The following is a 25,466-nucleotide window of genomic DNA, read 5'->3' as shown; positions in this document are numbered from 1 at the left end:
GTAAGGGTATGGATTGGGGAAGAGCCAAAAATGTACTAATTTGCGCCTTTTTAGGTCTAAATCTGCTGCTATGTTATCAGCTGTGGATTGATTTGCGCGATCAGGTTAGTGCCAATCTCGATTTCACTTCCCTGTCCGAAGAAACCCAGGCGGTCATGGAGCAGAAAGGGATTCGTGTGTTGTGTCCCATTCCGGCTTCTACCCCGCAGCTTCCTAATATCACTTATCGATATTCTGCTGAAGAGCAGAATGAACCACCCATTAAATTAGATGTTCCTATAGATAGCAAGCTGATCTATTCTTCCTTCACCGAGCTTAGCAAGGCGCTTGAGAGTCAAATACCGGATATCGCAAATTATCGTTTTGATTCTCAAGAAAGTGAAGTTGGGAAGTTCGTGCTTCACCCGCTAGTTCAGAATCAGTGGTCGCTATTCCGAGTTAGGTTAGAGTTGATTAATAGTGATCAGAAGATTGTAGCTTTCCGCTCACCTAAGATTGAGATAGGGGCAAGCAGTAGCGATAAGGAACAGAAGGTACTGCCGGCATCGCAAGCGCTTAGCAGTTTGATTGAAAAATATTTTCCGGCAGACTCCGTAGTGAAGGAGATTGAGCTTGGTTATTATGGTGAGTTGTTCAACTCCGAAAGTCAGGTAGCGTCACCGATGTGGCGGTTCATGCTGGAGAACGGCAATGCCTATTATGTGGATGCTATAAGTGCGGACATCATCAGTCCGAAGACAACAGATTAGAAGGAGTAAGGAAAATGGGGATTTCATTTACAGTACTGTCCAGTGGTTCTACCGGAAATATAACGGTGGTACGGAACGGGGAGACAACACTTATGATTGACGCGGGACTAAGTGCCAAGCGGATCGATGAGCTGTTGGCCATGCGCGAGCTAACGGGTAATGAGATAGACGGGATTCTAGTCACACACGAGCATTCCGATCATATTAAAGGACTCGGGGCAATGGCCCGTAAATACGATCTTCCGATTTATGCGAACACCAATACCTGGGGAGCCATTGAAAAAGGCATTGGAAAAATACCCGACTATAACCGAATCATTATGGAATCGGGACAGCATAGGGATTTTGGCAGTATGCGTGTAGAATCGTTTGCAATTTCTCATGATGCGGCGGAGCCGGTGGGCTACAATTTTTATGATGGAAAAGAAAAGCTGTGTGTAGCTACAGATCTGGGGTATGTTAGCGACAAGGTAAGAGATGCGATTTCAGAGGCGGACGTATTGGTGCTGGAGGCGAATCATGATATTGAAATGCTGAGGATGGGACGTTATCCGTGGAATACGAAACGACGTATACTTGGCGACATGGGTCACCTTTCTAATGAAGCAGCCGGAGCGGCACTAAGTGAAATTCTCACAGGACGGACTAAACGTACCTATTTAGCGCATTTAAGCCGGGATCATAATATGATGGATTTGGCCAAAATGTCGGTGCGTTGCGCAATGGAGGATCGGGGCTGTTTCTTTAAAGATAGTGAGTTTAAGCTTTGCGATACCTATTATGACCAACCTACGCCATGGGATAAGTTGAGCCAGTTGTCATAAGCTGATCAAGCTCGGCAGTCTTTCGTTCTAATTCTTGGCGGGAGATCAGGCCTTTATCGATCATCAATTCGATCATTGCACTGAAGGCAAGGGTCATATGGTAATGTTCATCCTTTAAATCACCAAGCTTACCGATAAACTCGACCAGATCCATACTTGTGGAAAAAGAATTCATAATTATACCTCCTTATATAGGATAAGCAGAACTGGAGTTGTAAAAAATTCGCAGGCTTTTTACCTCAGGAAAATCACGAATTGACGGTTGCCTGTGATACAATTATAGACGTGATAAGCAAACTCTAAATTTAAGGAACCTTTCTATTAGTGTAGTCTTTTAAGTTACAAAATATTCCTAGTAGAGAAGATATATTGAAAGATTCTAAAATTCTTTCGATTAACTGAAACTATTGTGTGGTTAATGGATAAAGTGAAACTTTTTAGTGATTGTTGGAGTCTAAAGGATGCAGAGGTATATGCTTGGAACGTGATTGCTAGAGGTTCAGGTTTTAAATACTGTGAACGGTTGGCAATAGAAGGGGGAGATTTTCGGTGGGATTGTTTGATGACGATTTCTATTCAACTAAAGTATCACGGTCCAGAGGGGATGAAGCATCAAAGGGATCATTTGCTAACCGCAAGCATTCTGTGCGAAGATCGCGCAAGGGCTTAGCTACTTGGCAAATATCCGCCGTCTGCTCCTTAATCAGTGCTGTGGTGGCAGTGTTTTTATTCAGTATGCTTACTGGACAAATGAGTCACGAAACTGCCCCGAAGTCGGTAGTAACAACTGGGGAGGTTGCCCCAAGCAGTGATCCGTTTGACCGTATCATTCAAGCCGCTGCTAGAGTTCGTCCTGCAGTAGTAAGTATTATCAATCATAAAGAAGACAATAAAGAATTGAACATTCTGGATGAGTCAGCATTAGGCTCTGGAGTGATTTATAAAAAGGTAGATAATAAGGCATTTATCATTACTAATAACCATGTCATCGAAGACTCTAGCAATCTTGAAGTCGTAACAGTAGATGGCGAGACACGTAAAGCTACACTCGTTGGAACGGATAAAGTGAGTGACATTGCGGTGCTTTCAATTGACGCCAAGGGTATCAATACAATCGCGGAGCTCGGAGATTCCTCGAAGCTTCGTCTAGGTGAAACGGTCATTGCCATCGGAAATCCGTTAGGACTTGGTGACACATTGACTTCAGGTATTGTTAGCTACACTGAACGGAAGGTTCCCGTATCCTTGAATCAGGACGGCGTATATGATTGGGAGCAAGAGGTCATTCAGACCGATGCGGCAATCAATGAAGGCAATAGCGGCGGGGCGCTTGTGGATTTGGATGGTAAGGTGATCGGTATTAACACGATGAAAATCTCCGATACAGGTGTAGAAGGGCTGGGTTTTGCTATTCCAGCTAACCATGTGATAGACACCGCTAATGAACTGGCTGAGAAAGGGCGGATTGCTCGTTCCTACTTAGGCGTATATTCGGTAGATTTAAACAATCCTTACGTTCCTCTCGCAGAGGACCAACGCAAGGAACTGAACCTACCGAACAATGTTAAGGATGGGGTTGTCGTTCTGGATGCTGTTGGACCTGCACAGGAAGCGGGAATACAGTTCAATGATGTGATTACGAAATTTAATGATCAACCTATTACATCTACGCTTTCCCTTCGCAAGTATTTATATAATCAGACGAAGATTGGTGAGGATCTGAAGATTACCTATTACCGAAATGGGAAAGTCAATCAAGCCACAGTTAAACTTCTTGAAAAACCAGAGGAATAATATGCTGGAAGTCGGCATATAATGATATAGCAGTAATGACAAGTAGAGCGGACTACCCCTTCAGTTGAGAAGGTAGAGCTTCCTGAAATAGCGATACTCTGTATCGCTATCGGGGATCTGTTTCTTCTAAATTTTTGATAAATATGGCAGTTATAAGCTGATTTAATGAATTTTGGGCTGACTGGCAACCCTTACATTGGAAGGTAATACTTATTAGGGTAGAAACGGATATATACGGATGCCAGCTTGCCTTTGCTAATCAGGTGTGGTAATATGATATCAATCATACATTTAGTCCCTAATTTTCGCATTGAAAAGGGCTGTTATATTCGGTAATACAACCTTTTTCAATGTGTGAATTTTTTCTTTGTTTGAAGATAAAAAGAACATATTAATTTAAATTTGTGGAGGTAACACACATGCAAACAGGTACAGTTAAATGGTTCAACGCAGAAAAAGGATTCGGTTTTATCGAAGTTGAAGGCGGAAGCGACGTATTCGTTCACTTCAGCGCAATCACTGGCGACGGCTTCAAAACTTTGGACGAAGGCCAACGCGTTGAATTCAACGTTGTTCAAGGCAACCGTGGACCACAAGCCGAAAACGTTGTAAAACTGTAATAATAGAAGAAACCGTCCCAGCTTGTGAAAGTTGGGACGGTCTTTTTATATCTAGTTAGTCACTATTGACTTACAGGATGGGAGGAACGGCAATGAACTACCGGAAGAAACCTTTGGAAGAAATACCGGAAGAAAATACCGCGATTTGGGCGTGTACCAATGATGGATGCAACGGATGGATGAGGGATAATTTCGCATTTGAACATGCGCCTTCTTGCCGTCTATGTGACTCTCCAATGGTTCGCAGCACGAAGATGCTACCACAATTGCTTAATTCGAATGGCGATCTCAAATCGCTGAAGAAGGGTATTTCCATTACCTAACCAATGCCTTTATGAGTCAAGCTTGTTATAGAGCAGTGAACAACTTCAAGACGGTCAAACCGTCTTATTTTTTTTGCTTTTTTTAAGGCAAATTGTGATTTTTGTCACAAATCATTTGAATTTTACCGTTAAAAGCACTCCTTTGTGTGACATATATCACAAAACGACGTCTAAATTTTTGACACAATATAATTAACGAAAAGGGGAGAAGGAAGGGAAAAATATGGATACAGTAATGCTGTCGCGTATACAATTTGCGTCGACGACAATATTCCACTATTTCTTTGTACCGGTATCAATCGGACTAGCGCTCTTGATTGCGATTATGGAGACCATGTACGTTAGAAAAGGCAATGAAGAGTACAAAAGAATGGCGCAGTTCTGGGGAAAGCTGTTTCTCATCAACTTTGCAGTAGGGGTAGTTACAGGGATTTTGCAGGAATTTCAGTTCGGGATGAACTGGTCTGATTATTCACGTTTTGTGGGTGATGTCTTCGGGGCTCCGCTTGCAGTTGAAGCATTGGCAGCCTTTTTTCTGGAGTCTACTTTTATTGGAATCTGGATATTCGGCTGGGACAAAGTGTCCAAGAGAGTGCACCTATTGTCCATCTGGCTGGTAGCATTCGGAACGATGTTATCTGCTTTCTGGATCCTAGCAGCGAACTCTTTTATGCAGCATCCTGTGGGTTTTGCGATTAATAATGGACGTGCAGAAATGAATGATTTCTTCGCGCTGATTACGAACGGACAATTGCTGGTTGAATTCCCGCACACGGTTCTTGCTGCGTATGCAACAGGCGCCTTCCTCGTAACGGGGATTAGTGCGTACAAGATATTGAAGAAACAAGATGTATCTTTTTTTAAGAAATCTTTTCAAATTGCAGCGATCGTAGGGATCATTTCTTCGATTGGTGTAGCAGTGGCAGGTCATGCGCAAGCACAGTATTTGGTTGAAACTCAACCTATGAAGATGGCGGCTTCCGAAGGACTGTGGGGTAAGAGTGGTGACCCGGCACCTTGGACCGTATGGGCAAATATTGATCCTGAGAAGCAAGAAAGTACGGGTGAATTTCAAATTCCGTACATGCTGAGCTTCCTTTCATACAGTAAATTTTCCGGTGAAGTTAAAGGTATGCTTGAGCTGCAGGCTGAGTATGAGCAAACCTATGGCCCCGGTGACTATATTCCACCTGTACGTACGACATTCTGGAGTTTCCGGATCATGGTTCTAGCAGGAACGTTAATGATTGTACTGGGTATGTACGCAATGTATTTAATGTGGCGCAAAAAGATGGACCGTCCTAACACTTGGTTTATGCGGTTTATGTTATGGGGACTATTGCTTCCTCCAATCGCAAATACAGCGGGGTGGGTCATGACCGAATTCGGGCGTCAGCCATGGACGGTATTCGGACTGATGACAACGGAAGACAGTGTGTCACCTAATATTACGAGTGGTCAGGTTCTATTCTCTGTTATTTCTTTTACAGCGATTTACGCCATTCTCGGATTAGTTCTGATTGGTTTGTTTATGAAAGTGATTAAAAAAGGTCCTTATGCGATGGATAACGATCACGGGGATTCGCATGATCCATATAACGAGGAGGGCGCCCAATGATTTCTCTTAATGAATTGTGGTTTGTGCTCATTGCAGTTCTGTTTATAGGGTTCTTCTTCCTGGAGGGTTTCGATTTCGGCGTAGGGATGGAAACACAAATTCTGGCTAAAAATGATACAGAGCGCCGGATTTTGATTAACTCGATCGGACCCTTCTGGGATGGAAATGAGGTATGGCTAATTACTGCTGCGGGTGCAATGTTTGCGGCTTTCCCTGAGTGGTATGCAACATTGTTTAGTGGATTTTATATTCCCTTTGTCTTTGCTTTATTAGCTTTGATTGCACGTGGTGTTGCTTTTGAATTCAGAGGCAAACGGGATTCTGTAGCTTGGAAAAAAACTTGGGATGTGTGCATCTTTTTCGGCAGCTTCCTCCCACCGTTCCTCCTTGCTGTGGTGTTCGCCAGCTTCATCAAAGGTTTGCCGATTGATGGGGATATGCAAATGTACGCAGGTTTTACTGATATCGTAAATGTGTATACCGTAGTGGCTGGTGTGACTGTTGTTCTTCTTTGCTTGGTACATGGACTAATGTTCACTACCCTGCGTACAGTAGGTGATCTACAGGCTCGTGCTCGAAAAATGGCGCAAAGATTGCTTTTGCCACTTGGAGCTTTATTGTTTGCTTTCGTGGTAATGACTTATTATATGACTGATATTTTCGAACAACGTGGTTTAGTTCTTATGATTATAGTAGCGCTAGGAATTATCGCATTCATATTATCGGGTTATTTCATGACAAAGAAGAAGGATGGCTATGCTTTTGGCATGACAGGAGCGGTAATAGCATTGTCCGTGACTTCTATCTTTGTAGGATTGTTCCCACGTGTTATGATTAGTTCAATAGATCAAGCCTTTAATTTGACAATCACCAATGCGGCTTCCGGTCATTACTCTTTAAAGGTAATGACGATTGTGGCACTGACCATCCTTCCATTCGTATTGGGATATCAGATTTGGAGTTACTTTGTCTTTCATAAACGCGTTCACGAGAAGGAGCATCTTGAATACTGATGGATAAAAATTTGCTTGGGTATAAAGGAGTTAAGCCGGTCTTTCTGATCGTTGGTCTCCTTACCCTGGTGCAAAGCTTGTCCATACTTCTGCTGGCCAAATGGCTGGCAGAAGTTATCTCTGCGCTATTTGCGGGAGAACCTCTGAAGGAACAATGGGCTACTTCGCTATTGTTCCTTCTTGCATTTCTAGTGCGCCATGCTTGCGCCATGCTGATGAGCCGTATCTCTTACCGCTTTGCGGAAGCAACGGGCAGCAATATGCGGAGGGAAATGATGGATAAGCTCTTCCAGCTCGGACCCAGAATGGTGGGCGGGCGTGGAACCGGGGATCTTGTTACACTTGTGCTGGAAGGCGTAACAAAGTTCCGCACATATCTGGAAGCGATTATCCCTAGAATGGTAGGGATGTCAATTACACCGATTTTGGTGCTTATTTATATCTACAAGATGGATACTGCGAGTGGGATTATTCTTACAATTACCATGCCAATTATTATTGTTTTTATGATTTTGATCGGGATGACCGCTCGCAAGCAGATGGACCGTCAGCTGAAATCTTATCGCACATTGTCTAATCATTTTGTGGATTCCCTCCGTGGGCTAGAGACGCTGAAATTTCTGGGCCGCAGTCGTAGTCATAGCAAGAGTATTGCTACGGTCAGCGATCGATATCGCTCGGCGACGATGCGAACCCTGCGAGTAGCCTTTTTGTCCTCGTTTGCTCTGGACTTCTTTACAATGTTATCGGTTGCTTCCGTAGCGGTAAGTCTTGGGCTGCGGCTGGTGAACGATCAGATGACCCTTGTTACGGGCTTAACCATTCTGATCTTGGCGCCGGAATATTTCCTGCCTGTCAGACTGGTAGGTTCAGATTTCCATGCTACTTTGGATGGGAAGGAAGCCGCTGAAGCAATGAAGAGTATTATAGATCAGGATGAAGTGAAAGCTGAAGTAGTAGGTTCTAATGGTGACCAAGCATTGAAATCAGCATCGAAAACATCAGAAGAGATATTCACTTGGCATAAAAATAGCATACTTACATTAAATGATGTCAGTGTAAAATACGAGGAAGCTGGTCTTTCTTCGCTGGAAGCGGTGAATCTGAAATTTAAAGGCGCCAGCAAAATTGGGATTATCGGAGAGAGTGGAGCCGGTAAATCTACGCTAGTCGATATCTTGGGTGGGTTCTTACACCCTACTTCGGGAAATATCACCGTTAACGGTACAACGGTTAGCGCATTAACGGATGAGGCTTGGCGAAAGCAGACCTCGTATATCCCGCAGCGCCCTTATATTTTTAGCGGTACATTGGCTGATAATATTCGCTTCTATTACCCTGAAGCTTCTATGGAAGCTGTGGCTGCAGCTGTGAAAGCTACCGGATTATCGGAGCTGGTGGCAACCCTTCCGAATGGTCTGGATGAGATGATCGGCGGCGGGGGTCGTTCGTTCAGTGGTGGGCAGGAGCAGCGTGTAGCCTTAGCCAGGGCCTTACTCAGCAGTCGTCCGATTATGTTATTAGACGAGCCAACGGCACATCTGGATATTGAAACCGAATATGAGCTGAAGGAAACGATGGTGCCTCTTTTTGAAGGAAAGCTGGTCTTTCTGGCTACACATCGCCTACACTGGATGCTTGATATGGACATGATTGTAGTAATGAAACAAGGAAAAGTGGCAGAAATCGGTACCCATCAGGAGTTGCTTGCCCGCAAGGGTGCGTATTATGAGTTGATCGGGTCGCAATTGGAGGGAATCCATTGAAACGTGAAGGATGGTTTGCTCCGTATGTATCGTCGTATTTTTGGCGTTTTGTGCTTATTATCGTGCTTGGGGCGTTGACGATTTTTACAGCCTCATCATTAATGTATACTTCAGGATTTCTGATCTCAAAAGCGTCTACACCCGTCGAAAATATTCTAATGATCTATGTACCAATTGTAGGTGTGCGTACGTTCGGAACGAGTCGGGCTGTCATTCATTATGTAGAACGTTTAGTTGGGCATGACACGATTTTGCGAATTCTATCTAAGATGCGTGTGCGTCTGTACAATATTTTGGAGCCACAGGCTTTGTTCCTGTCGTCACGCTTCCGCACTGGGGATATTCTCGGGATGCTTGCCGATGACATTGAATATTTGCAAAATGTATATCTGCGCACCGTGTTTCCAAGCATCATTGCTTTGCTGATTTATGGAGCAGCTGTGATTGCACTGGGTACTTTTGATATCGCCTTTGCGCTATTGATGGCTCTGTATATATTGGTGTTAGTTGTGGTGTTGCCGTTCTTATCTCTATTGTTCACACAGAAGCGCCAACGTGAAGTGAAAGTAGAGCGTAATCGTCTCTATCAAAAGCTGACTGACGCCGTACTTGGTATGGGTGACTGGGTCATTAGTGGACGGCAAAGCCAGTTCGTAGATACTTATGAAGCAGATGAGAGAAAAGTGGCTCAAACCGATGCAGCGCTGCGCAGCTGGGCACGTATTCGTACGTTCATTGGGCAAGCGGTAATTGGGATTGGCGTGCTTTCTATGCTGTATTGGGCCGCTGGAGAATTCGCGGATGGTGCAATTGCAGGTACATTGATTGCGGCGTTCGTATTGGTTGTTTTTCCTGTTGCAGATGCCTTTCTGCCAGTGTCCGAAGCGGTGGAGAAGATCCCACAGTACCGTAACTCCTTGGAGCGGTTGTCTGGTGTAGATGGACATGGGCAGAACATCGTGTCTGAAAAAGCATCTGTATCTGTAGTCGATGCTCTACCTCAGGTCATGAAGAGTGCTCACATCAGGCTCGAAAAGGTAGGTTACCATTATGGATCAGCAGATAATTGGTCGGTTCGCGATCTCAGCTTAGACATTCCACAAGGCAAAAAGATTGCGATTATTGGCCGCAGTGGTGCAGGTAAATCCACGTTATTGAAGGCGATTCAAGGTGTTATTGAACCCTCAGCAGGCTCGGTTACGATTAATGGTCTCGCTGCTGCGGCTTATGGTGAGCATATTCCTTCTATTATAGCGGTGTTAAATCAGAGCCCCCACTTATTCGATACTACGGTAGCGAACAATATTCGTATGGGTGATCCGAAGGCTTCCGAACAAGCGATCAAGGAAGCTGGAGCATTAGCGAAAATGGATACGTTGATCTCCTCGTTGCCAGATGGATATGATACCTTTGTCCGTGAAGCGGGGCAACGTTTCTCGGGTGGGGAGCGCCAGCGGATAGCGTTAGCTCGTATTTTGCTGCAAAATACACCTGTCGTCATTCTCGACGAACCGACTGTAGGGCTGGACCCGCGGACGGAGCGTGATCTTTTGAAGACGATGTTTGAAGTTATGGAAGGTAAGTCACTGATCTGGGTAACACATCATTTGGTCGGTGCGGAGCAGATGGATGAAGTGATTTTTATGGAAAACGGCTCGGTAGAAATGCGTGGAACCCATGCGGAACTGATGAAAAAAGAACCACGTTACCGCAGATTGTATGAGCTGGATCGTCCGGTGGAGTTTATAGGGTAGGATGGAGAGTTTGGAGATAATATGATATAGAAAATAGAGAGGTATGCGTGTAGAGATTCCTTTTGCCCATTGGGGTGAGAGGAATCTTTTTTTGTAGGAGGGCAAGAATATAGACAATGGATGAACAGATCGCTGGAATCGGCAGATAGGAGTTCCTTTTTCGTGGGAAGTATGGTAGAACAATAGAAGGAGTATTAGGCCGTAGCGGCACAGAAAGGGATGCTTGGTTGAATGTATGTAGTATGTAAAGAACATGTAGAATTAGCCATCGACAAATTTGTGGACGAGTATGAGGATGCACCAGATATTGTGGACTTGAAGGAGACCGAGTTCTCGGACTGGGACCCGCCGGCCAAATGTGTGGAATGTGAGAAGAATGCGGAATATTTGGTGGTCTAAAGACCGTTAAGACTTATAAAAAACACCTTGCAGTCCCAAATGGGCTGTAAGGTGTTTTTGCGTTTAATACTGTATGGAATTAAAGGATTAATCTTAGGCATCTGCTGCGTCTGCCATGTTGGCTGGTGAACCCCCGCGGTTGCTCTTGCGGTAGAGAATGGCTGAGATGATGGCAAGCAGTGCGGCAATCGAGAGTCCCCAGTATATGTTGGAGTAGGCCGTCCAGAGCGGCAGCCCGCGCTGCCATTCCAGTGCGCTTGCGGCCATAGCTACGCTGAAGGCACCGCTAAAGAATTGCAGCAATTGGAACAGTCCCATCCCGGAGCCGATCTGCGAAGATGGCAGAATCCGAGAGATTTCATTGGAGACACTACTGGACAACGTCGTGAAGGCAAGACTCATAATCATATAGATAAGCATGACGGCAACCCAGGATCGCCCGGCAAAAAAAGCGAACAGTACAGTAGCGGTCAGCACTAGCAGTGGAGCAAAGCGTAAAATCCCTGCATTACCATAACGGTCGATGATTCTTCCGACGGAACGGGAAACGAAAATGGCCAGCAGCGAGCCCGGAAAGATCACAAGTCCAGCATGGCTTGCGCTGAAGCCAAAGCGATGAGTCAGAATCTGTGGCAGCAGGAACAGGGTGGCGAAGCTGCACAGATAGGAGGCGATTCCGACCAGCGCCAGGACGAGATAGGAGCGGTTGCGGAAAAGCGCAGGCAGCACAAAAGGGTCTGGCGTGCTGCGGATGCGGCCAACAAATAAAGCAATGGCTACAATTCCGGCGACCAAGGCCACCCACAGCCCACTGGTTAGGAACAGCAGCAGCCCAGTGGTGCCGACGCCCAAGAGCAGCCCGCCAAGGACATCGAAGGAGCCACGTGTGGGTACCTCTTTGGGCAGCAGGATAAGGAACAGCGGCACGAGAAGCAAAATAGCTGCTGTAACAGCGAACAACCAGATCCAGCCGAGATATTCGACGATGGCTCCGCCCGCTACCGGCCCAAGCCCTAGACCGAGTGAAACGGCTGACATAATCGTCGCCATCGCTTTTCCCCGACGGGCTTGTGGAATATAGCGGGTAAACAGGACAAGCGATAAGGACATGACTGCGCCCGCGCCCGACGCTTGTAGAATGCGTACGATTAGCAGAAAGACAAAGTTGGTGCTGAAAAATCCAGCAACAGCCGCAAAACCTAGCGTCAACAGCCCGATTACTAACAGGCGGCGGATCGGCAGAAAGTCAGAGAGACGACTGTACGTGATGGAGGAAATTGAGAACATAATGGAATACCCGGTAACAATCCAAGAAGCGGATGCAGCCGTAATTCCGAAGGTTTCAGTTACATCAGGCAGTGCCAGATTGAACATGGCCGTATTCATGATGACGAGAACTACAGCGATGCTGAACAGCAGAGTCAGCAAGCCTTCCCGTGGAAGAGTCGCTTCCGGAGCGGAGGCTTCATGATCCGCGTTTGCGGAAAGGTTATTTACAGAAGTCATGTGTGAAGCACTCCTTTTATTATTGTTTAATAGTTCGATTACTTACGAACAATTGAAATATAGCATGCGTTGATATAAAATGCAATTAGGAACAACAATATTTTTTTCGTATGAATTGTAGGACAAAGGGGATAATCATCCATGAAAATACTATTTCATCCGGACCGCAAGGACATTCAGCTTGCTTCCATATTGTATGCGCTCAGCGATCCGATTCGCCTTCATATCGTCTCGGATATTCACTTAAATGGAGAGCAGGCTTGCAACGGCTTCAACGTTCCGATTGCAAAGTCCACCATGTCTCACCATGCCCGTACTTTGCGTGAGTCAGGGGTAGTTTTTACGCGGGTGCAAGGAACACAGCGCATACTGTCGCTGCGGACGGAGGATCTTAACGCAAGGTTCCCAGGTTTGCTGGATTCTATATTAAGTGCTTATGAAGCTGGAGAAAAACCGGATTTTGCGATGGAGGAGCGGGAGGAAGGGAAGTAACGGATTGACCTATGAGGACAGGGAATACATGAAACACAAGATATATAAGGATTGGGCGAGAGAAGGTACTTACTAAAACTATAAGGGACGCCTAGAGCGCGTCCTTTTGCTATTTCTATAGAGGACTATAATAGGAGGTATTTATGCTTATTCAACTTATTGGCGTAGGAAAATTGAAGGAAAAGTACTTGATTAGTGGCATCGCAGAGTATGCTAAACGACTGACGCCGTACCTGAAATTTCAGGTGATTGAGGTGGCAGATGAAAAAGCGCCCGACTCTCTAAGCGAAGCAGAGGTCGGTATTGTTAAGGCGCGCGAGGGGGAACGCATCCTCGCGCACATTAAGAGCGAGGCGCATGTCATTGCGCTCGCGATCGACGGCAAGCTGTGGAGCTCGGAAGAGCTTGCCGCAGAAATTGACCGGCTCGGCACCTATGGGACGAGCCATGTCGTGTTCGTCATCGGAGGGAGCCATGGGCTCTCCGACGAGGTCATGCGCCGCGCGCAGCAGCGCATGAGCTTCGGGCGCATGACGCTGCCTCATCAGCTCATGCGCCTGGTGCTGGTGGAGCAGATTTATCGCGCGGTGAAGATAAATCGGGGGGAACCGTATCATAAATGAGGCGAAAAGGGGGTGAGCTACCCACGACTGGCGGAAAAGCCGAATTAAACGGGCTGCTGCGTGTTTCTTGGAGGTACAGATAAAGGGAAAGACCGGTTCAGTCCCTTGTCGTTTTCGAATATACAGCATGGACAGTGCCCAGAGAAGCGATCAAGTTAACGAGGCTTTACTAGAGGCTAGGGTCGCTTTTTGTTCTTTCCGCAAGCTTCGTAATCGATTCAATGTCTTGATCGGTTAATTGATCCAGAAAATACTTGCGTATTGCCATTGAGACGATGGGCAGGGCCTCATCCAAAGCTGCTTTTCCTGCAGAAGTAATGATGACCTGGACACCACGATCTGCGTCTAATGGCCCCCTTTTAACAAGGCCCCGTTTTTCCATCCGCGTCAAATGATGGGATAATCTGCTCTTATCCCAGTTCATCGAGTCGGCTAGTTCCTGTTGGCGAAGCTTGCCATCTCCGAATTGGATTAACCGATCTAGTATTCCAAAGTCTCCTTCTGATAGTCCTGTACGTTCAGAAAGCTCCTTAACAACGCGACCGAAGATTCGTTTAAAGGAGCCTTTCCACATATTCCATATTCGCATTTCATCTTCGTTTACTTTGTTGATATCCATGCAAGTATAATATCATGGTTGACACATCAACCACAAGGTGTTAGCCTATATTTAAGTTGATGTGTCAACCTCGGAGAAAACTGTCGAGTACCAAGTTGATGTATTAACCTGTATCGAACAGTAAATCCCCACTAAAGGAGTTGTTTCTTATGCAGGATAAACCCGTGGCCTTGGTCACCGGAGCCAATAAAGGAATTGGTCTTCAAATCGCCAAAGATCTCACGGCTCACGGCTTCACTGTGCTCGTCGGCTCCCGCAATCTCGAGAAAGGGGAGACGGCCGCGAAGAGTATCGGAGCGGATGCCCATGGCCTCCAACTCGACGTTACAAAGCAGGATTCTATCTCCGCCGCGGCAGAGCGCATCCGGAGTGAGCTCGGTCGTCTCGATGTGCTCGTGAACAATGCGGGCATATCGCACCAAGGTCAGCTGGGCAGGCCTCTTGAGGAGGTCGGGAAGTCGGGGCGCCCAAGCGTAGCCTCTCTAGAAGAGGTGCGAGCAGTGTTCGAGACGAACGTGTTCGGCGTCATCGCCGTCACGCAAGCGATGCTGCCGCTCCTTCGTGAAGCGCCGACAGCGCGTATCGTCAACGTATCAAGCGGTTCGGGCTCGCTGACGTTGAACGCGAATCCGACTAATTCACATCGCGAGATGTTCGGCGCCGTTTACAGCCCTTCGAAGACGGCTCTCAATGCGATTACGCTCGCCTTTGCCATTGAACTCGAGTCGACAGGCATTAAGGTCAATGCGGTATGCCCGGGCTTCACCGCGACGGATCTCAACAACTTTGAGGGCACGGGCACCGTCGAGCAAGCCGCGCGACATCCCGTGCGCCTTGCACTCCTCAACGAGGACGGTCCGACGGGCACATTCTCAAACGAAAGACGCCAACTCCCGTGGTGACGTAGTCTCGAGTGGCACTGGCTCACGGAGATATGTGTAGATAACCTGAAGGCTTGAATGCCTTCCCAATATCCTTAAGGAGTGTGCAATCAATTGGAATATGTAAAACTTGGACGCAGCGGGTTAGAGGTCTCAAGGTTAAGTCTTGGAACCATGAGCTTCGGAGTACCTGAACGCGGCAATACCCCATGGTCTCTTGATGAGGAGCAAAGCAGACCGATCATTAAGAAGGCACTCGAATCGGGCATCAACTTTTTCAGCACCGCCAACATGTATTCCGACGGAACAAGCGAAGAAATTCTCGGGCGTGCTCTAAAGGACTTTGCTCAACGTGACGAAGTCGTCATAGCAACAAAGGTATTTGTTCCGATGCGCAAAGGTCCGAATGCTGTGGGACTTTCCCGTAAAGCTATCATGACCGAAATTGATAACAGTCTAAGACGACTCGGAACAGACTATGTCGATTTGTACCAGATCCATCGGTGGGATCCTAATACGCCAATTGAGGAGACCATGGAGGCTCTTCACGATTTAGTTAAGGCGGGCAAGGTCAGATACATCGGAGCATCCTCCATGCTGGCATGGCAGTTTGCGAAAGCTCAGCATGTCGCAGAGCGCAACGGCTGGAAACGGTTCGTTTCCATGGAGAATAGATTAAACCTGCTCTATCGGGAAGAAGAACGAGAAATGCTCCCCCTTTGCAGAGACGAGGGAGTTGGCGTCACTCCTTACCTGCCTTTGGCTGCAGGCCGGTTAACTCGGGATTGGAATGAGCAGACCGCGCGATCAGAGAAGGACCAGGTAGCAAAGGCTTTGTTTAATAAAACGGAAGAGGCTGATCGCAAAGTCGCGGAAAGAGTTGTGGAAATTGCCGCTAACCGGGGAATTTCGCGCGCACAAATTGCACTTGCATGGTTGCTGCAAAAGGAAGAGGTCACAGCGCCGATTATGGGTTCGACCAAAATCAGCCATCTGGAAGATGCGGTTTTGGCGTTGTCGATTAAATTGACTTCTGAAGAAATTACCCGTTTAGAAGAACTGTATATTCCACATCCATTTGTATAAATTTGACGCAAGTAAGGTGTGCATTAGGGATGCAGCGGATAAACAACTCGTCCGTGCCACATGCATGGAATCAAAATAAAAACTCACTCTCTAATAAACTGTACCCTATGTAAAGGACATTTAAAAAAAGTCTAAGCAGATTGAAGAAGATGATCTCTGTATTGAACTGGGGTCATCTTTTTTAAATCCCATTGATACCTGTAGTGGTTATAGTAGGTCATGTAATCCTTAATCTCCTGTTTCAACTCAATCAAAGTCAAACAAGGCTTAATGGAAGCTTGATCTTTAAAATGACCAAAAAAAGATTCTTGTGGGGCATTATCCCAGCAGTTTCCCCGCCTGGACATGGATTGTTTTAATTTCATTTTCTTAAGCATTTTTTGAAAATCCGGATGTGTATAATGAGATCCCTGATCAGAGTGAATGAAGGCACCGTCAGCTCGCTTAAACCTTCGGTTTTTCTTAAGTTTCAAGAGAGTATCTGTCGCAAGATCCATTGTGATTCGATCTGAAACATGATATGCCAGGATCTCATTGGTTGAACTATCTTTGATTGTGGATAAATAGGCTTTTTTACCCGATCCGTAAAATAAATAAGTGATTTTCTCGATGGTGGTATGAATAAAGACAAATTTCTGGCTAGATGAAAGTGCTATCCTTTGTTCTGCCTCCTTTCCATGAAACGAATCTTTTTTAACAGTTCATTCTCCGCTCGTAGCAAGGCATTCTGAGCCTCCAGTTTGGCATTCTTCTCTTCGAGCGTTAGCTCCCGTTTAAGGGGTCTTCCTGAGGCGTGGCTTCCCCTTATTATTCTCTGAGATAAACAATTGCTTAAACGCATCTGTATATGTAATTGCCTTTGAAGATACGGACCTCACATACGGATTATTAGATAACTGCTTGATCTCTTTATCTGTAAATATTTTCTTGCTCATATCATTCCTCTTCCCTATCTTCTTCGTTATAAACAAAAATACCCTACCGAGAGACTTTTTAAAAGTGTCTACTCGATAGGGTACAGTTTATAAAGGGTGAGTTTTTATTTTCTGTCTAAAGAAGAATATTTCTATGCATTTTCCAGGCCGTGTTTTTCGACGATTTGATCGTTTGATTGAGGCTGGCCTATACCCTCGCTAATCAAGCTTCGCAGGCTGCCATTGATGTTTAAGCCCCAGGCGTCCGAGCAGACGGTGTAGCATTCGTACGCTGGGACGAGCCCTACGTGCGTAAAGTTAACCTCCGTTTTGTCGCCCTTCTTGACGATTTCAAAGATTACGTCAGTATCTTTCCATTCGCTATTGTCCTCTATGAAGTTGAAATAGTTGTCTACGATGTGCCAAACCACCTTTTTACCTGGAACGAGTTCAGTGATCTGGAGGGTGCAACGGTGGATATCCTGGTAGTGATGCTTAAATTGACCGAGCTCGTCGGTCTTGCCTTCAATTTCTTCTGACCACCATCCGCGGACATTATTAATGGCGCCGTATACCTCCTCAGGGCTCTGATCTACCATGAAAGAAGTCCTGTAACTATGATTCATGTGAGTGATCTCCTTCGCTCATTTGTTGAGTTGCAAACAGAGTATAGAATACGTACTTGTAAAATGCAAGTACAAATAGTATAATTGTGCTCATGAAAAAGCGAACTTCAACCGTTTGTCCCATCGTCTATGCGCTCGATATATGGGGAGACCCGTGGAGCCTGATCATCCTTCGTGACGTCCTAATCCATAACAAGCGGTATTACCGCGAGTTTCTTGCTTCAACAGAGCGCATCTCTACCAATATTTTGAGTGCGCGGCTCCAATCGCTCATTGAAGCAGGCCTGCTCATCAAAACAGAAGGCAAATCAAACCGCGCACAAACGATGTTTCGCCCAACGCAAAAGGCACTTGATCTGTTTCCAGTCGTATTTGCCATTATGCACTGGGGTCTTAAATACAATATCAATACCGATATGAGCATTCCAATCATGCAGGAGCTAACAACAAACGAAGAAGGGTTGAAGCAGCGCCTTTTGCGGAATTTCGACGATTGTACTTTCTAAAATTTTCGCCCTATTTATGATACGGAGAACCGTATCATAAATAAGGGCAAGTTTTTTGCTGACTTTTTCGTGCAGAAATTGCAAGGTATTCATTTTTTATTCCGATAAAATTACATTGAAGGGAGGGAATACGATGGATTGGTTGGACAGGATGAATAGTGCCATGGAATATATCGAAACAAATCTAGCGGACACTATTTCATTTGATGAAATAGCACAGAGAGCCTGTTGCTCTACCTATCATTTTCAAAGAATGTTTCCATTTATTACTGGCGTATCGTTGTCGGAGTACATTCGACGTCGACGATTGACATTGGCGGCATTCGAACTGCAGACAACAGACTCAAAGGTTATTGATGTAGCTATGAAATATGGATATGATTCGCCGGAGGCGTTTGCACGGGCCTTTAAGAATCTTCATGGTATTATGCCGACATCTGCGCGCGATACAGGCGTTTCTCTAAAAGCCTATCCTCGAATGTCCTTTCATATTTCAATAAAAGGGGATGTCGAAATGAATTACCGTATTGAGCAAAGAGGTTCTTTTGAGATGTTTGGAGTATATGGATTTATAAATGCAGACCAGAAAACAGCGTTCTCTGAAGTTCCTCAATTCCGTATAAAATGTGATGATGATGGCAGCGTTGATCTTATGAACGACTTACTGGGACGTTTTGGTGACACCATGTTACACGCTGCCCTTTACGATCACACTAAAGAATCTTTCAAATACATGGTCTGTTATCATTTACCTAAGGGTCTTGAAATTCCGGAGAGATTTACAAAACTTTCTGTCCCAACATTAACGTGGGCGATTTTCCCGGAGCCGCAATGTGATATGCAAAAACTATGGCAACGAATCTATTCTGAGTGGTTTCCGACATCTGAATACGAACAGGTTGAGGGCCCAAGTTTCGAAATGTATTATGGAATGGCACGGCATGGGAATGTTTCGGGAGAAATCTGGATACCGGTGAAGAAAAAATAACGCTCTTATGCGAGCGAAATATAGGCGTTAACGAAGATGACAACTGAACAAATTTAGATTAATAAAGGGTCATCCCCCAAATCCTCTGTTCGACTTAGGTATGGTTTAACTGAAAAGAGTAAGAAATAAAAAACACTAAGAATCAACTTAGTGTTTTTCGTTATACAAAGGAAAGCCTCAATTGTCCTCAAGGATCCACTTGCTTAGCTCTTTGTCAAAGATTCGAGGTTCTTCAAACATTGGGTTGTGACCACTATGCTCAAAGATCACTTTTTTGACGTGCTTATAGGTTTCATTAACAGAATTCCAAAGTGAAACAGGCGCTACCAAATAATCATACCTGCCTAAACCGATAAATACTGGTTTGTTGAAGTTATTGATTGATTGTATAAGATTCAATTCTGCGAATGCTTCTCCCCACAGATAATCGATAATTGGCATATTCGTATATACATCTTCCCACATGTAAGCTGCGTCAAATGTATAATCATAAAAGCTTTGGGCTCCCATCCGAATACACATGTGAACGAATCGCCGTTCAGGATCTTTCTGAATGTCGCTTTCTAACAAAGCAATATCCATCTCGAACTGTCTTTTTCTCTCCGGACTTGCTGTCTCATTAAAAAATGCAAAACTTTGACGCTGTCTTTCCCCGCTATTTGTAGGTGCTGAATTCAATAAGGCAACTTTTTGGACATGGTAGGGATATTTTTTAGCATATTCCAAAGCCATGAAAGCATGTCCTGAATGCCCTAATAAGATGAAATTTGTTAAGTTAAGATCTTGCCTTGCCGTCTCTATATCATCTAATACTTTCTCCAATCTATAATCTTCCGGTTGCAGAGTTCGGGGCGGCTTCACAAATCCTCTATGATCAAGGAAAATAAATTGAAATGTATCATATAAATCTTCTGAGAATAATTGAGGATAATAAACACTGCTGCCTATCACCAAAATAGGTTTTCCAGTTCCTTTTACACAATAATTCAGTTCAAATCCATCGCTATTTATAGTTTGGTATTTATTCATTGTCATCATCCTTTTTTCATTTTTATTTTACACATCACTCCTTCCCTTCACGGATTCCATTACATTCTCCATAGAACGCTCTAACATTCCGATCACCTCAAATTTTGTGGCTTATAATAAATATTATGGCAGCATACTTTTCACTGTTAATCGAAACCGTGCTCTTCGGAAAGAGAGCGGCTTGTCCCAGGAAGCCCAGCTCATTTGAGGAGCTAAGCCGGGCCTTTTAAAGGATACCGAGAGTCCATTAGTTTTCAAGTCGTAAAGGTCACTGCAACAATCAATCACTTTAAACGGACGGGCTGTTGTTGTGTGACACAATGAATCATACCGCCTTCTTTATAGAGCTCCCTTACATCAATTCCAATAACTTTGCGGTCAGGGTATAGTTTTTGGATAATATCGTTTGCTGTCTTGTCATTAGGATCATTGTAATTCGGGACTAATACAACTGTATTCCCAATGTAGTAATTAATATATGAACCCTTGTACCCCAAGTTTTCACCATTATCTAGCACTACATTGTTTTTACTAATTGGTAGATACACATACTGATAAGGCTTGTCGAAGGCATTTTTAGCGCTCATTAAGGTTTGGATATCCTTATTAGTGACACCCCATTCTGCTAAGTCATTCTTTTTCATTGTGATTATTGTAGATTTTTCATGAATTTTAACGAATCCATCAATATGAAAATCCGTAATATCAAGATCTGGCACACCATCTAACCAAATAAAATTAGTAGCCCCAAGATACTCGGTTATATATTCCTCAATATCAGCTTCTGCTAATTTGGGGTTTCTATTGTTATTAGTAACCGCACTACGTGTCGATAAAAATGTACCATTACCATCCAGTTCAAATGCTCCACCCTCAAGGACAACATCATTTAGATCAATGGTTTCCGTGCCAAGCTGTTTACTAAGTCTCTTCGAGATTAATGCATCATTTTTATATGGCGTTTTCTTACCCCATCCATTAAATCCCCAGTCCATGAGTTTAATATTGTTGTCTTTGTCGTATACAAAAATCGGTGCAGTATCTCTTGCCCATACGTCGTCAGTAGGAACAATGTAGAAGTCGATTTTATCCATATCTATACCTTCGTCATACAGAAGATCATAAATATAGTTCTTTTCGTATTTATCAAATGCAATAATATGAACATTTTCCCCATCGCTTAAGGCATCAGTCATTTCTATCCAAATAGGCTCAACCTTGTCCCTATAATCTTTACCGTAAGTGAAGTTATGGGGCCACTGCAACCATGTACCTTCATGTTTGCTGCTTTCATCAGGCATTGTGTATTTGCCTACTTGCCGACCTTCTTCTGCTTTAATTTTATTACATCCCATTAAGAAAACAGCCGATAGTATAACCCCTGAGCACAATACAACTAACTTATTCATTATGAAATCTCCTTATGTTCTGATTCGTTCTCTGGAAGTAGAATAAGCGTTGACATAGTGTCAAGGTCAAGCATCTATTGCCTGGCTTTTTTTGATCACAGGAAAACAGATCTGCGTCACGAACTCTTCTTCAGGACAGTCACATTCTGGACCTTTTAAGTAGGTTTCATAAGGTGGACCATCCTTTTTATAGCCGCCGCCATCTATCCATTCTTCAAGTGCCATATGAGCGTAACCGATATAGTCATAACTCCCAATATACAAGGTAGTAGCAACCAAAGTTGGCGGAAGTTTTTTTATTTGCCATTTCCTCGATGCATCGCCGTCATTCTTATGAAGGATTGGGATCATCAATTCAATATCGCTTTGGTCAGGGGTAAACGCCTCATCAAGAAAAATGACAGACGGAACACCAAGCAACTTAATATTACTTTTTTCCGCTTGTTCATATAAGGAATCAACATACTTGTCCATGTCAGCAATGTTAATTTGCAATCTTTGACTTAGGACCTCTTTCTCGTTTCTCATTCCGAGCGATATATCAAAAGATCTTCGTTCGCCTTGAATCAAATTCACTTTGATTTCAATCATCTCTTGCATTTCTGCAATGATTTGTCTATTTCGATTCATCTCACTGGATAACTCAAGTATTTTTGAATGCATCCATTCAGTCAGCAGTTCTCTATCTGATGTCTGAAGGATAGTTCTAATCTCGGGTAGGGAGAATCGATATTCTTTCAGTCTCTTAATAAGTAACGCTGTTTCTAGTTGGCTTTTTTCATAATATCTATAGCCGTTTGTAGCCTCTACATGCGCTGGTTTCAAAAGTTCTTCTTTATCATAGTGTCGCAACATACGTGCACTCATTTTGCAAAGCTGAGAAAATCTATTGATCGTGTACATATTTCTCTCTTTCTTAGTGTGATCGTATGGTTAGATCAATCACTCTGTAGTCATTGACTCAAGCTTCTATGCTTTAAAATTACAGTCTAATACGTTTGGTGCGACTGTGCAAAATTATTAGTCATAAAAAAGCCCGAAAAGTAGCACTTTTCGAGCATGTTTTCTTTAGGGTCATTTCGTCATATCAAGGACGATTCGGCCATTGATTTTGCCTTCTAACATAAGATCGTAGATCTCATTAATATCTTCTAGTTTACGTGTCTCAATAATGGTTTTGATTTTTCCTTCTGCAGCGAATTGTAATGCTTCTTGCAAATCTTTGCGAGTGCCGACAATCGAACCAACTACCTTTGTTCCATTTAATACGGTATCAAAAATGGGAACATCCATGGATTCAGGAGGCAGCCCAACCATGACGCAGGTACCGCCGCGGCGAATGGCACGGTAGGCTTGGTCGAATGCTTTTTTCGCAACCGCTGTACAAACGACACCGTGTACTCCGCCGATTTCTTTTTGAATCCAGTCTGCCGCATCTTCTTTTAATGCGTTTACGGTTTTGTCTGCGCCAAGTTGTTTGGCAAGCTCCATCTTTTCATCCGACGTGTCGATGGCCACTACGTTCATTCCCATCACTTTTGCATATTGTACACCAAGATGCCCTAATCCTCCGACGCCGAAAATGGCTACCCACTCACCTGGCTTTACACCCGATACTTTCAAAGCTTTATAGGTAGTAACGCCTGCGCAAAATAAAGGTGCCGCTTCGATGAAGCTTAGATTATCAGGAACCTTAACTACATAATCGGCAGCTGCCACACAATATTCTGCATATCCGCCATCTACGGAATATCCGGAATTTTGCTGATCCAGACAAAGAGTCTCTCTTCCAGTAAGACAATATTCACAATGACCGCAGGCTGAGTACAGCCATGGAATTCCTACACGGTCTCCTACCTTTAAGTGTGTAACTCCTTCACCTATTTCTTCAATAATCCCAACGCCTTCATGTCCGGGAATAAGAGGGAGTTTCGGTTTGACGGGCCAATCGCCATGAGCAGCATGCAAATCAGTATGACACACTCCGCAGGCCTGAATGTGGACAAGGATTTCTTTGTGTCCGGGTTTTGGTTTAGGTACGTCTTGTAGCTCTAACTTTTCTTTGAATTTCTTTACTACAGCGGCTTTCATTAGCATACTCCTTTAGTTTTTTGCTTTTCAAAAAGTAGTATGTTCATGAGGCTAACTTTAAATTCTTGAGACTTTTATCACTGATTAACACTCACATCACAAGTAATATGTTAGAATATCAGAACAGCTTTACTGCGTTACCGCTTTATCAACTTCATAATTCACGAGCTATGATGGCTAAGGATTACACTTTAGCTGGAGCAGCTTCTGGAGAGACTGCGGAAATTCCGCGGCGCCGAAGGGTTCACAATCTCAGGCAAAAGGACAGAAGAGTACTGAATATGTATTTGTCATGCTGATCGCTATCAGCAGGGCAAATATTATTTGATATTCTTACGATCTGGGAGATTGGATGACATCCAATCTCTCTTTTTTTTATTCTAATTTATTGTACTCACAAGGGGGAACTAGGTATGGCACAACCAGAATTAAAGAGAGAGTTGGCTAATCGGCATGTTCAACTTATTGCTATTGGCGGCACCATTGGTACAGGATTATTTTTGGGATCAGGTAAGGCGATAGAGAAGGCAGGCCCATCCATTATGATCACGTATTTAATCGTGGGTATTGCTGTGTTTTTTGTGATGAGAGCACTGGGAGAACTCCTATTATCTAAAGCGGGCTATCAATCGTTTACGGATATTGCTGAAGACTACCTTGGATCACGGGTCGCATTCATTACTGGTTGGACCTATTGGTTTTGCTGGATTATGACGGCTATGGCTGATGTCATTGCTGTTGGCGTATATGTACAGTACTGGTTTGATATCCCGCAGTGGGTTCCTGCCATCGCCTGTCTAGTCGTGTTATTAGGACTTAATCTATTAACTGTAAAGAGCTTTGGGGAACTCGAATTTTGGTTTGCTTTAATTAAGGTAATTACGATTCTCGCCTTGATTGGTCTTGGGGTCATTTTACTGATCATTGGATTTAAGACGGATGCAGGATCGGTGACGATACGAAACCTATGGGAGTATGGGGGCTTTTTTCCGAACGGCATATCAGGCTTCTTATTTTCTTTTCAAATGGTTGTATTTGCTTACGTGGGTGTAGAATTGGTCGGGGTGTCGGCAGCGGAAACAGCGGATCCGGAGAAAAATATCCCATCTGCGATTAATAAAATTCCTTTACGGATTCTATTTTTCTATGTCGGTGCGCTTTTCGTCCTGTTATGCATTAACCCTTGGACAGAGCTCAGCCCGGCAGAGAGTCCTTTTGTAAAAACCTTTACTTTAGTAGGGATTCCAATTGCCGCAGGGATTATTAATTTTGTCGTATTAACTTCAGCCGCTTCTGCTTGTAATAGTGGAATGTTCTCGACAAGCCGAATTCTCTATAATTTGAGTAGAAATAACCAGGCGTCACCTCATTTGGGCAAACTGAATAAAAACCATGTCCCAGGTAACTCGTTATTCATTTCTACAATTGTTATATCTGTGGGTGCTCTTTTGAGTAAACTTATTCCGGAGCAGGCTTTTGGAATCGTGACAACGATTAGCGCCATTTGTTTTATATGGGTGTGGGGCATTGTTCTTATCTGCCATATTAAGTATAAGAAAACCCGGCCAGACTTACAGGCGAAATCCAAATTCAAAGCACCGTTCACACCGGCTATTAATTATATTGTCTTAACCTTGTTCGCTGGAATACTGATCATCATGCTGTTCGCTGGAGAAACACGCCCGGCTTTATTGTGTACTCCGTTATGGTTTATTTTATTATTCATCTTGTATTCGATTAGAAGCAAAAAAGGGAAAAGTAATTAAGCTTGAGTGAGGGATTCACACAAAAAGCCATTCCTATACGGAATGGCTTTTCTTCATATACTGCAATTGC

25 protein-coding genes, 1 pseudogene and 1 riboswitch are annotated in these 25,466 nt (G+C 44.2%); of the genes and pseudogenes, 17 read left to right on the top strand and 9 right to left on the bottom strand.

Annotated elements, in window-relative coordinates:
* Positions 1-8 precede the first annotated feature (8 nt).
* Together yycI and MHB64_RS30340 are read left to right on the top strand one after the other, a co-directional pair.
* Positions 9-749, top strand: a complete 741-nt coding sequence (yycI, locus tag MHB64_RS30345; RefSeq protein ID WP_094869744.1) for a two-component system regulatory protein YycI — start codon at positions 9-11, stop codon at positions 747-749.
* A 14-nt stretch (positions 750-763) separates the two neighbouring features.
* Positions 764-1,573 (top strand): MBL fold metallo-hydrolase, encoded by an 810-nt coding sequence (locus MHB64_RS30340; protein ID WP_341136025.1) that lies wholly within the window; start codon positions 764-766, stop codon positions 1,571-1,573.
* Here MHB64_RS30340 and MHB64_RS30335 read toward each other — a convergent pair.
* Entirely contained in the window at positions 1,539-1,748 is a 210-nt protein-coding gene (locus tag MHB64_RS30335) for a hypothetical protein (protein ID WP_042193027.1), read from the bottom strand. The genes MHB64_RS30340 and MHB64_RS30335 overlap by 35 nt on opposite strands.
* A 374-nt stretch (positions 1,749-2,122) precedes the next feature.
* On the opposite strand from MHB64_RS30335, the gene MHB64_RS30330 reads away from it, so the two are divergent.
* From MHB64_RS30330 to MHB64_RS30295, 8 genes are all read left to right on the top strand, one after another.
* Entirely contained in the window at positions 2,123-3,367 is a 1,245-nt protein-coding gene (locus MHB64_RS30330; RefSeq protein WP_094869747.1) for a S1C family serine protease, read from the top strand.
* A gap of 419 nt (positions 3,368-3,786) precedes the next feature.
* Positions 3,787-3,987, top strand: a complete 201-nt coding sequence (locus MHB64_RS30325) for a cold-shock protein (protein WP_019914582.1) — start codon at positions 3,787-3,789, stop codon at positions 3,985-3,987.
* A gap of 92 nt (positions 3,988-4,079) precedes the next feature.
* Entirely contained in the window at positions 4,080-4,310 is a 231-nt protein-coding gene (locus tag MHB64_RS30320) for a cold-shock protein (RefSeq protein WP_042131698.1), read from the top strand.
* Positions 4,311-4,533: 223 nt separating this feature from the next.
* Complete coding sequence (locus MHB64_RS30315; RefSeq protein ID WP_076285054.1) at positions 4,534-5,928, top strand: cytochrome ubiquinol oxidase subunit I; 1,395 nt, start codon at positions 4,534-4,536, stop codon at positions 5,926-5,928.
* Positions 5,925-6,941: a cytochrome d ubiquinol oxidase subunit II gene (gene cydB, locus MHB64_RS30310; RefSeq protein ID WP_341136024.1), complete on the top strand. Its 1,017-nt coding sequence runs from the start codon at positions 5,925-5,927 to the stop codon at positions 6,939-6,941. The genes MHB64_RS30315 and cydB overlap by 4 nt, the downstream gene beginning before the upstream one ends.
* Positions 6,941-8,707: a thiol reductant ABC exporter subunit CydD gene (gene cydD / locus MHB64_RS30305; protein ID WP_341136023.1), complete on the top strand. Its 1,767-nt coding sequence runs from the start codon at positions 6,941-6,943 to the stop codon at positions 8,705-8,707. The genes cydB and cydD overlap by 1 nt, the downstream gene beginning before the upstream one ends.
* Positions 8,704-10,461 carry a thiol reductant ABC exporter subunit CydC gene (cydC, locus tag MHB64_RS30300; protein ID WP_341136022.1) on the top strand — a complete coding sequence of 586 codons (1,758 nt, stop codon included), beginning with the start codon at positions 8,704-8,706 and terminating at the stop codon, positions 10,459-10,461. Before cydD ends, cydC begins: the two co-directional genes overlap by 4 nt.
* A gap of 231 nt (positions 10,462-10,692) precedes the next feature.
* Positions 10,693-10,860, top strand: coding sequence for a CxxH/CxxC protein (locus MHB64_RS30295; protein ID WP_076301545.1), 168 nt, complete (start codon positions 10,693-10,695; stop codon positions 10,858-10,860).
* 93 nt (positions 10,861-10,953) lie between these two features.
* Here the strand turns inward: MHB64_RS30295 and MHB64_RS30290 are convergent, their stop codons facing one another.
* Positions 10,954-12,366 carry an MFS transporter gene (locus MHB64_RS30290; RefSeq protein WP_094869751.1) on the bottom strand — a complete coding sequence of 471 codons (1,413 nt, stop codon included), beginning with the start codon at positions 12,364-12,366 and terminating at the stop codon, positions 10,954-10,956.
* Positions 12,367-12,507: 141 nt separating this feature from the next.
* On the opposite strand from MHB64_RS30290, the gene MHB64_RS30285 reads away from it, so the two are divergent.
* Entirely contained in the window at positions 12,508-12,858 is a 351-nt protein-coding gene (locus MHB64_RS30285) for an ArsR/SmtB family transcription factor (RefSeq protein WP_094869752.1), read from the top strand.
* Positions 12,859-13,001: 143 nt separating this feature from the next.
* Positions 13,002-13,481, top strand: a complete 480-nt coding sequence (rlmH, locus tag MHB64_RS30280; RefSeq protein ID WP_094869753.1) for a 23S rRNA (pseudouridine(1915)-N(3))-methyltransferase RlmH — start codon at positions 13,002-13,004, stop codon at positions 13,479-13,481.
* A gap of 169 nt (positions 13,482-13,650) precedes the next feature.
* Here rlmH and MHB64_RS30275 read toward each other — a convergent pair whose 3' ends face one another.
* Positions 13,651-14,100 carry a MarR family winged helix-turn-helix transcriptional regulator gene (locus MHB64_RS30275; RefSeq protein WP_094876562.1) on the bottom strand — a complete coding sequence of 150 codons (450 nt, stop codon included), beginning with the start codon at positions 14,098-14,100 and terminating at the stop codon, positions 13,651-13,653.
* Between the two features lie 149 nt (positions 14,101-14,249).
* Between MHB64_RS30275 and MHB64_RS30270 the strand changes: the two genes are divergently transcribed.
* Both MHB64_RS30270 and MHB64_RS30265 read left to right on the top strand, forming a co-directional pair.
* Entirely contained in the window at positions 14,250-15,002 is a 753-nt protein-coding gene (locus tag MHB64_RS30270) for an SDR family oxidoreductase (RefSeq protein WP_094869780.1), read from the top strand.
* Between the two features lie 93 nt (positions 15,003-15,095).
* Positions 15,096-16,067 carry an aldo/keto reductase gene (locus MHB64_RS30265; protein ID WP_094869781.1) on the top strand — a complete coding sequence of 324 codons (972 nt, stop codon included), beginning with the start codon at positions 15,096-15,098 and terminating at the stop codon, positions 16,065-16,067.
* 131 nt (positions 16,068-16,198) lie between these two features.
* On the opposite strand, the pseudogene MHB64_RS30260 reads toward MHB64_RS30265, so the two are convergent.
* Positions 16,199-17,002 (bottom strand): annotated as a pseudogene (locus MHB64_RS30260) (IS3 family transposase).
* Positions 17,003-17,133: 131 nt separating this feature from the next.
* Complete coding sequence (locus tag MHB64_RS30255) at positions 17,134-17,607, bottom strand: SRPBCC family protein (RefSeq protein ID WP_094869783.1); 474 nt, start codon at positions 17,605-17,607, stop codon at positions 17,134-17,136.
* Positions 17,608-17,699: 92 nt separating this feature from the next.
* On the opposite strand from MHB64_RS30255, the gene MHB64_RS30250 reads away from it, so the two are divergent.
* Positions 17,700-18,113, top strand: coding sequence for a winged helix-turn-helix transcriptional regulator (locus tag MHB64_RS30250; protein ID WP_094869784.1), 414 nt, complete (start codon positions 17,700-17,702; stop codon positions 18,111-18,113).
* Between the two features lie 133 nt (positions 18,114-18,246).
* Positions 18,247-19,101 carry an AraC family transcriptional regulator gene (locus MHB64_RS30245; protein ID WP_094869785.1) on the top strand — a complete coding sequence of 285 codons (855 nt, stop codon included), beginning with the start codon at positions 18,247-18,249 and terminating at the stop codon, positions 19,099-19,101.
* 177 nt (positions 19,102-19,278) lie between these two features.
* Here the strand turns inward: MHB64_RS30245 and MHB64_RS30240 are convergent, their stop codons facing one another.
* The 4 genes from MHB64_RS30240 to adhP form a co-directional block, all read right to left on the bottom strand.
* Entirely contained in the window at positions 19,279-20,130 is an 852-nt protein-coding gene (locus MHB64_RS30240) for an alpha/beta hydrolase (protein WP_341136141.1), read from the bottom strand.
* A gap of 284 nt (positions 20,131-20,414) precedes the next feature.
* A complete protein-coding gene (locus tag MHB64_RS30235) occupies positions 20,415-21,539 on the bottom strand; it encodes an agmatine deiminase family protein (protein ID WP_341136021.1) in 1,125 nt (374 codons plus the stop codon).
* A gap of 66 nt (positions 21,540-21,605) precedes the next feature.
* Positions 21,606-22,442, bottom strand: a complete 837-nt coding sequence (locus tag MHB64_RS30230; RefSeq protein WP_341136020.1) for a MerR family transcriptional regulator — start codon at positions 22,440-22,442, stop codon at positions 21,606-21,608.
* A gap of 171 nt (positions 22,443-22,613) precedes the next feature.
* Positions 22,614-23,630: an alcohol dehydrogenase AdhP gene (gene adhP, locus MHB64_RS30225; protein ID WP_094876568.1), complete on the bottom strand. Its 1,017-nt coding sequence runs from the start codon at positions 23,628-23,630 to the stop codon at positions 22,614-22,616.
* A gap of 197 nt (positions 23,631-23,827) precedes the next feature.
* Positions 23,828-23,908, top strand: a riboswitch (glycine riboswitch).
* Positions 23,909-24,043: 135 nt separating this feature from the next.
* Between adhP and MHB64_RS30220 the strand changes: the two genes are divergently transcribed.
* Positions 24,044-25,396, top strand: coding sequence for an amino acid permease (locus MHB64_RS30220; RefSeq protein ID WP_094869789.1), 1,353 nt, complete (start codon positions 24,044-24,046; stop codon positions 25,394-25,396).
* Positions 25,397-25,466: the final 70 nt, after the last annotated feature.

Origin of the sequence: Paenibacillus sp. FSL K6-2859 (assembly GCF_038008265.1) — a bacterium.
GTDB lineage: Bacteria > Bacillota > Bacilli > Paenibacillales > Paenibacillaceae > Paenibacillus_AQ > Paenibacillus_AQ nitricinens.
Note: the sequence above shows the minus strand (reverse complement) of the source record. Positions and strands in the feature narration are given on the sequence as shown.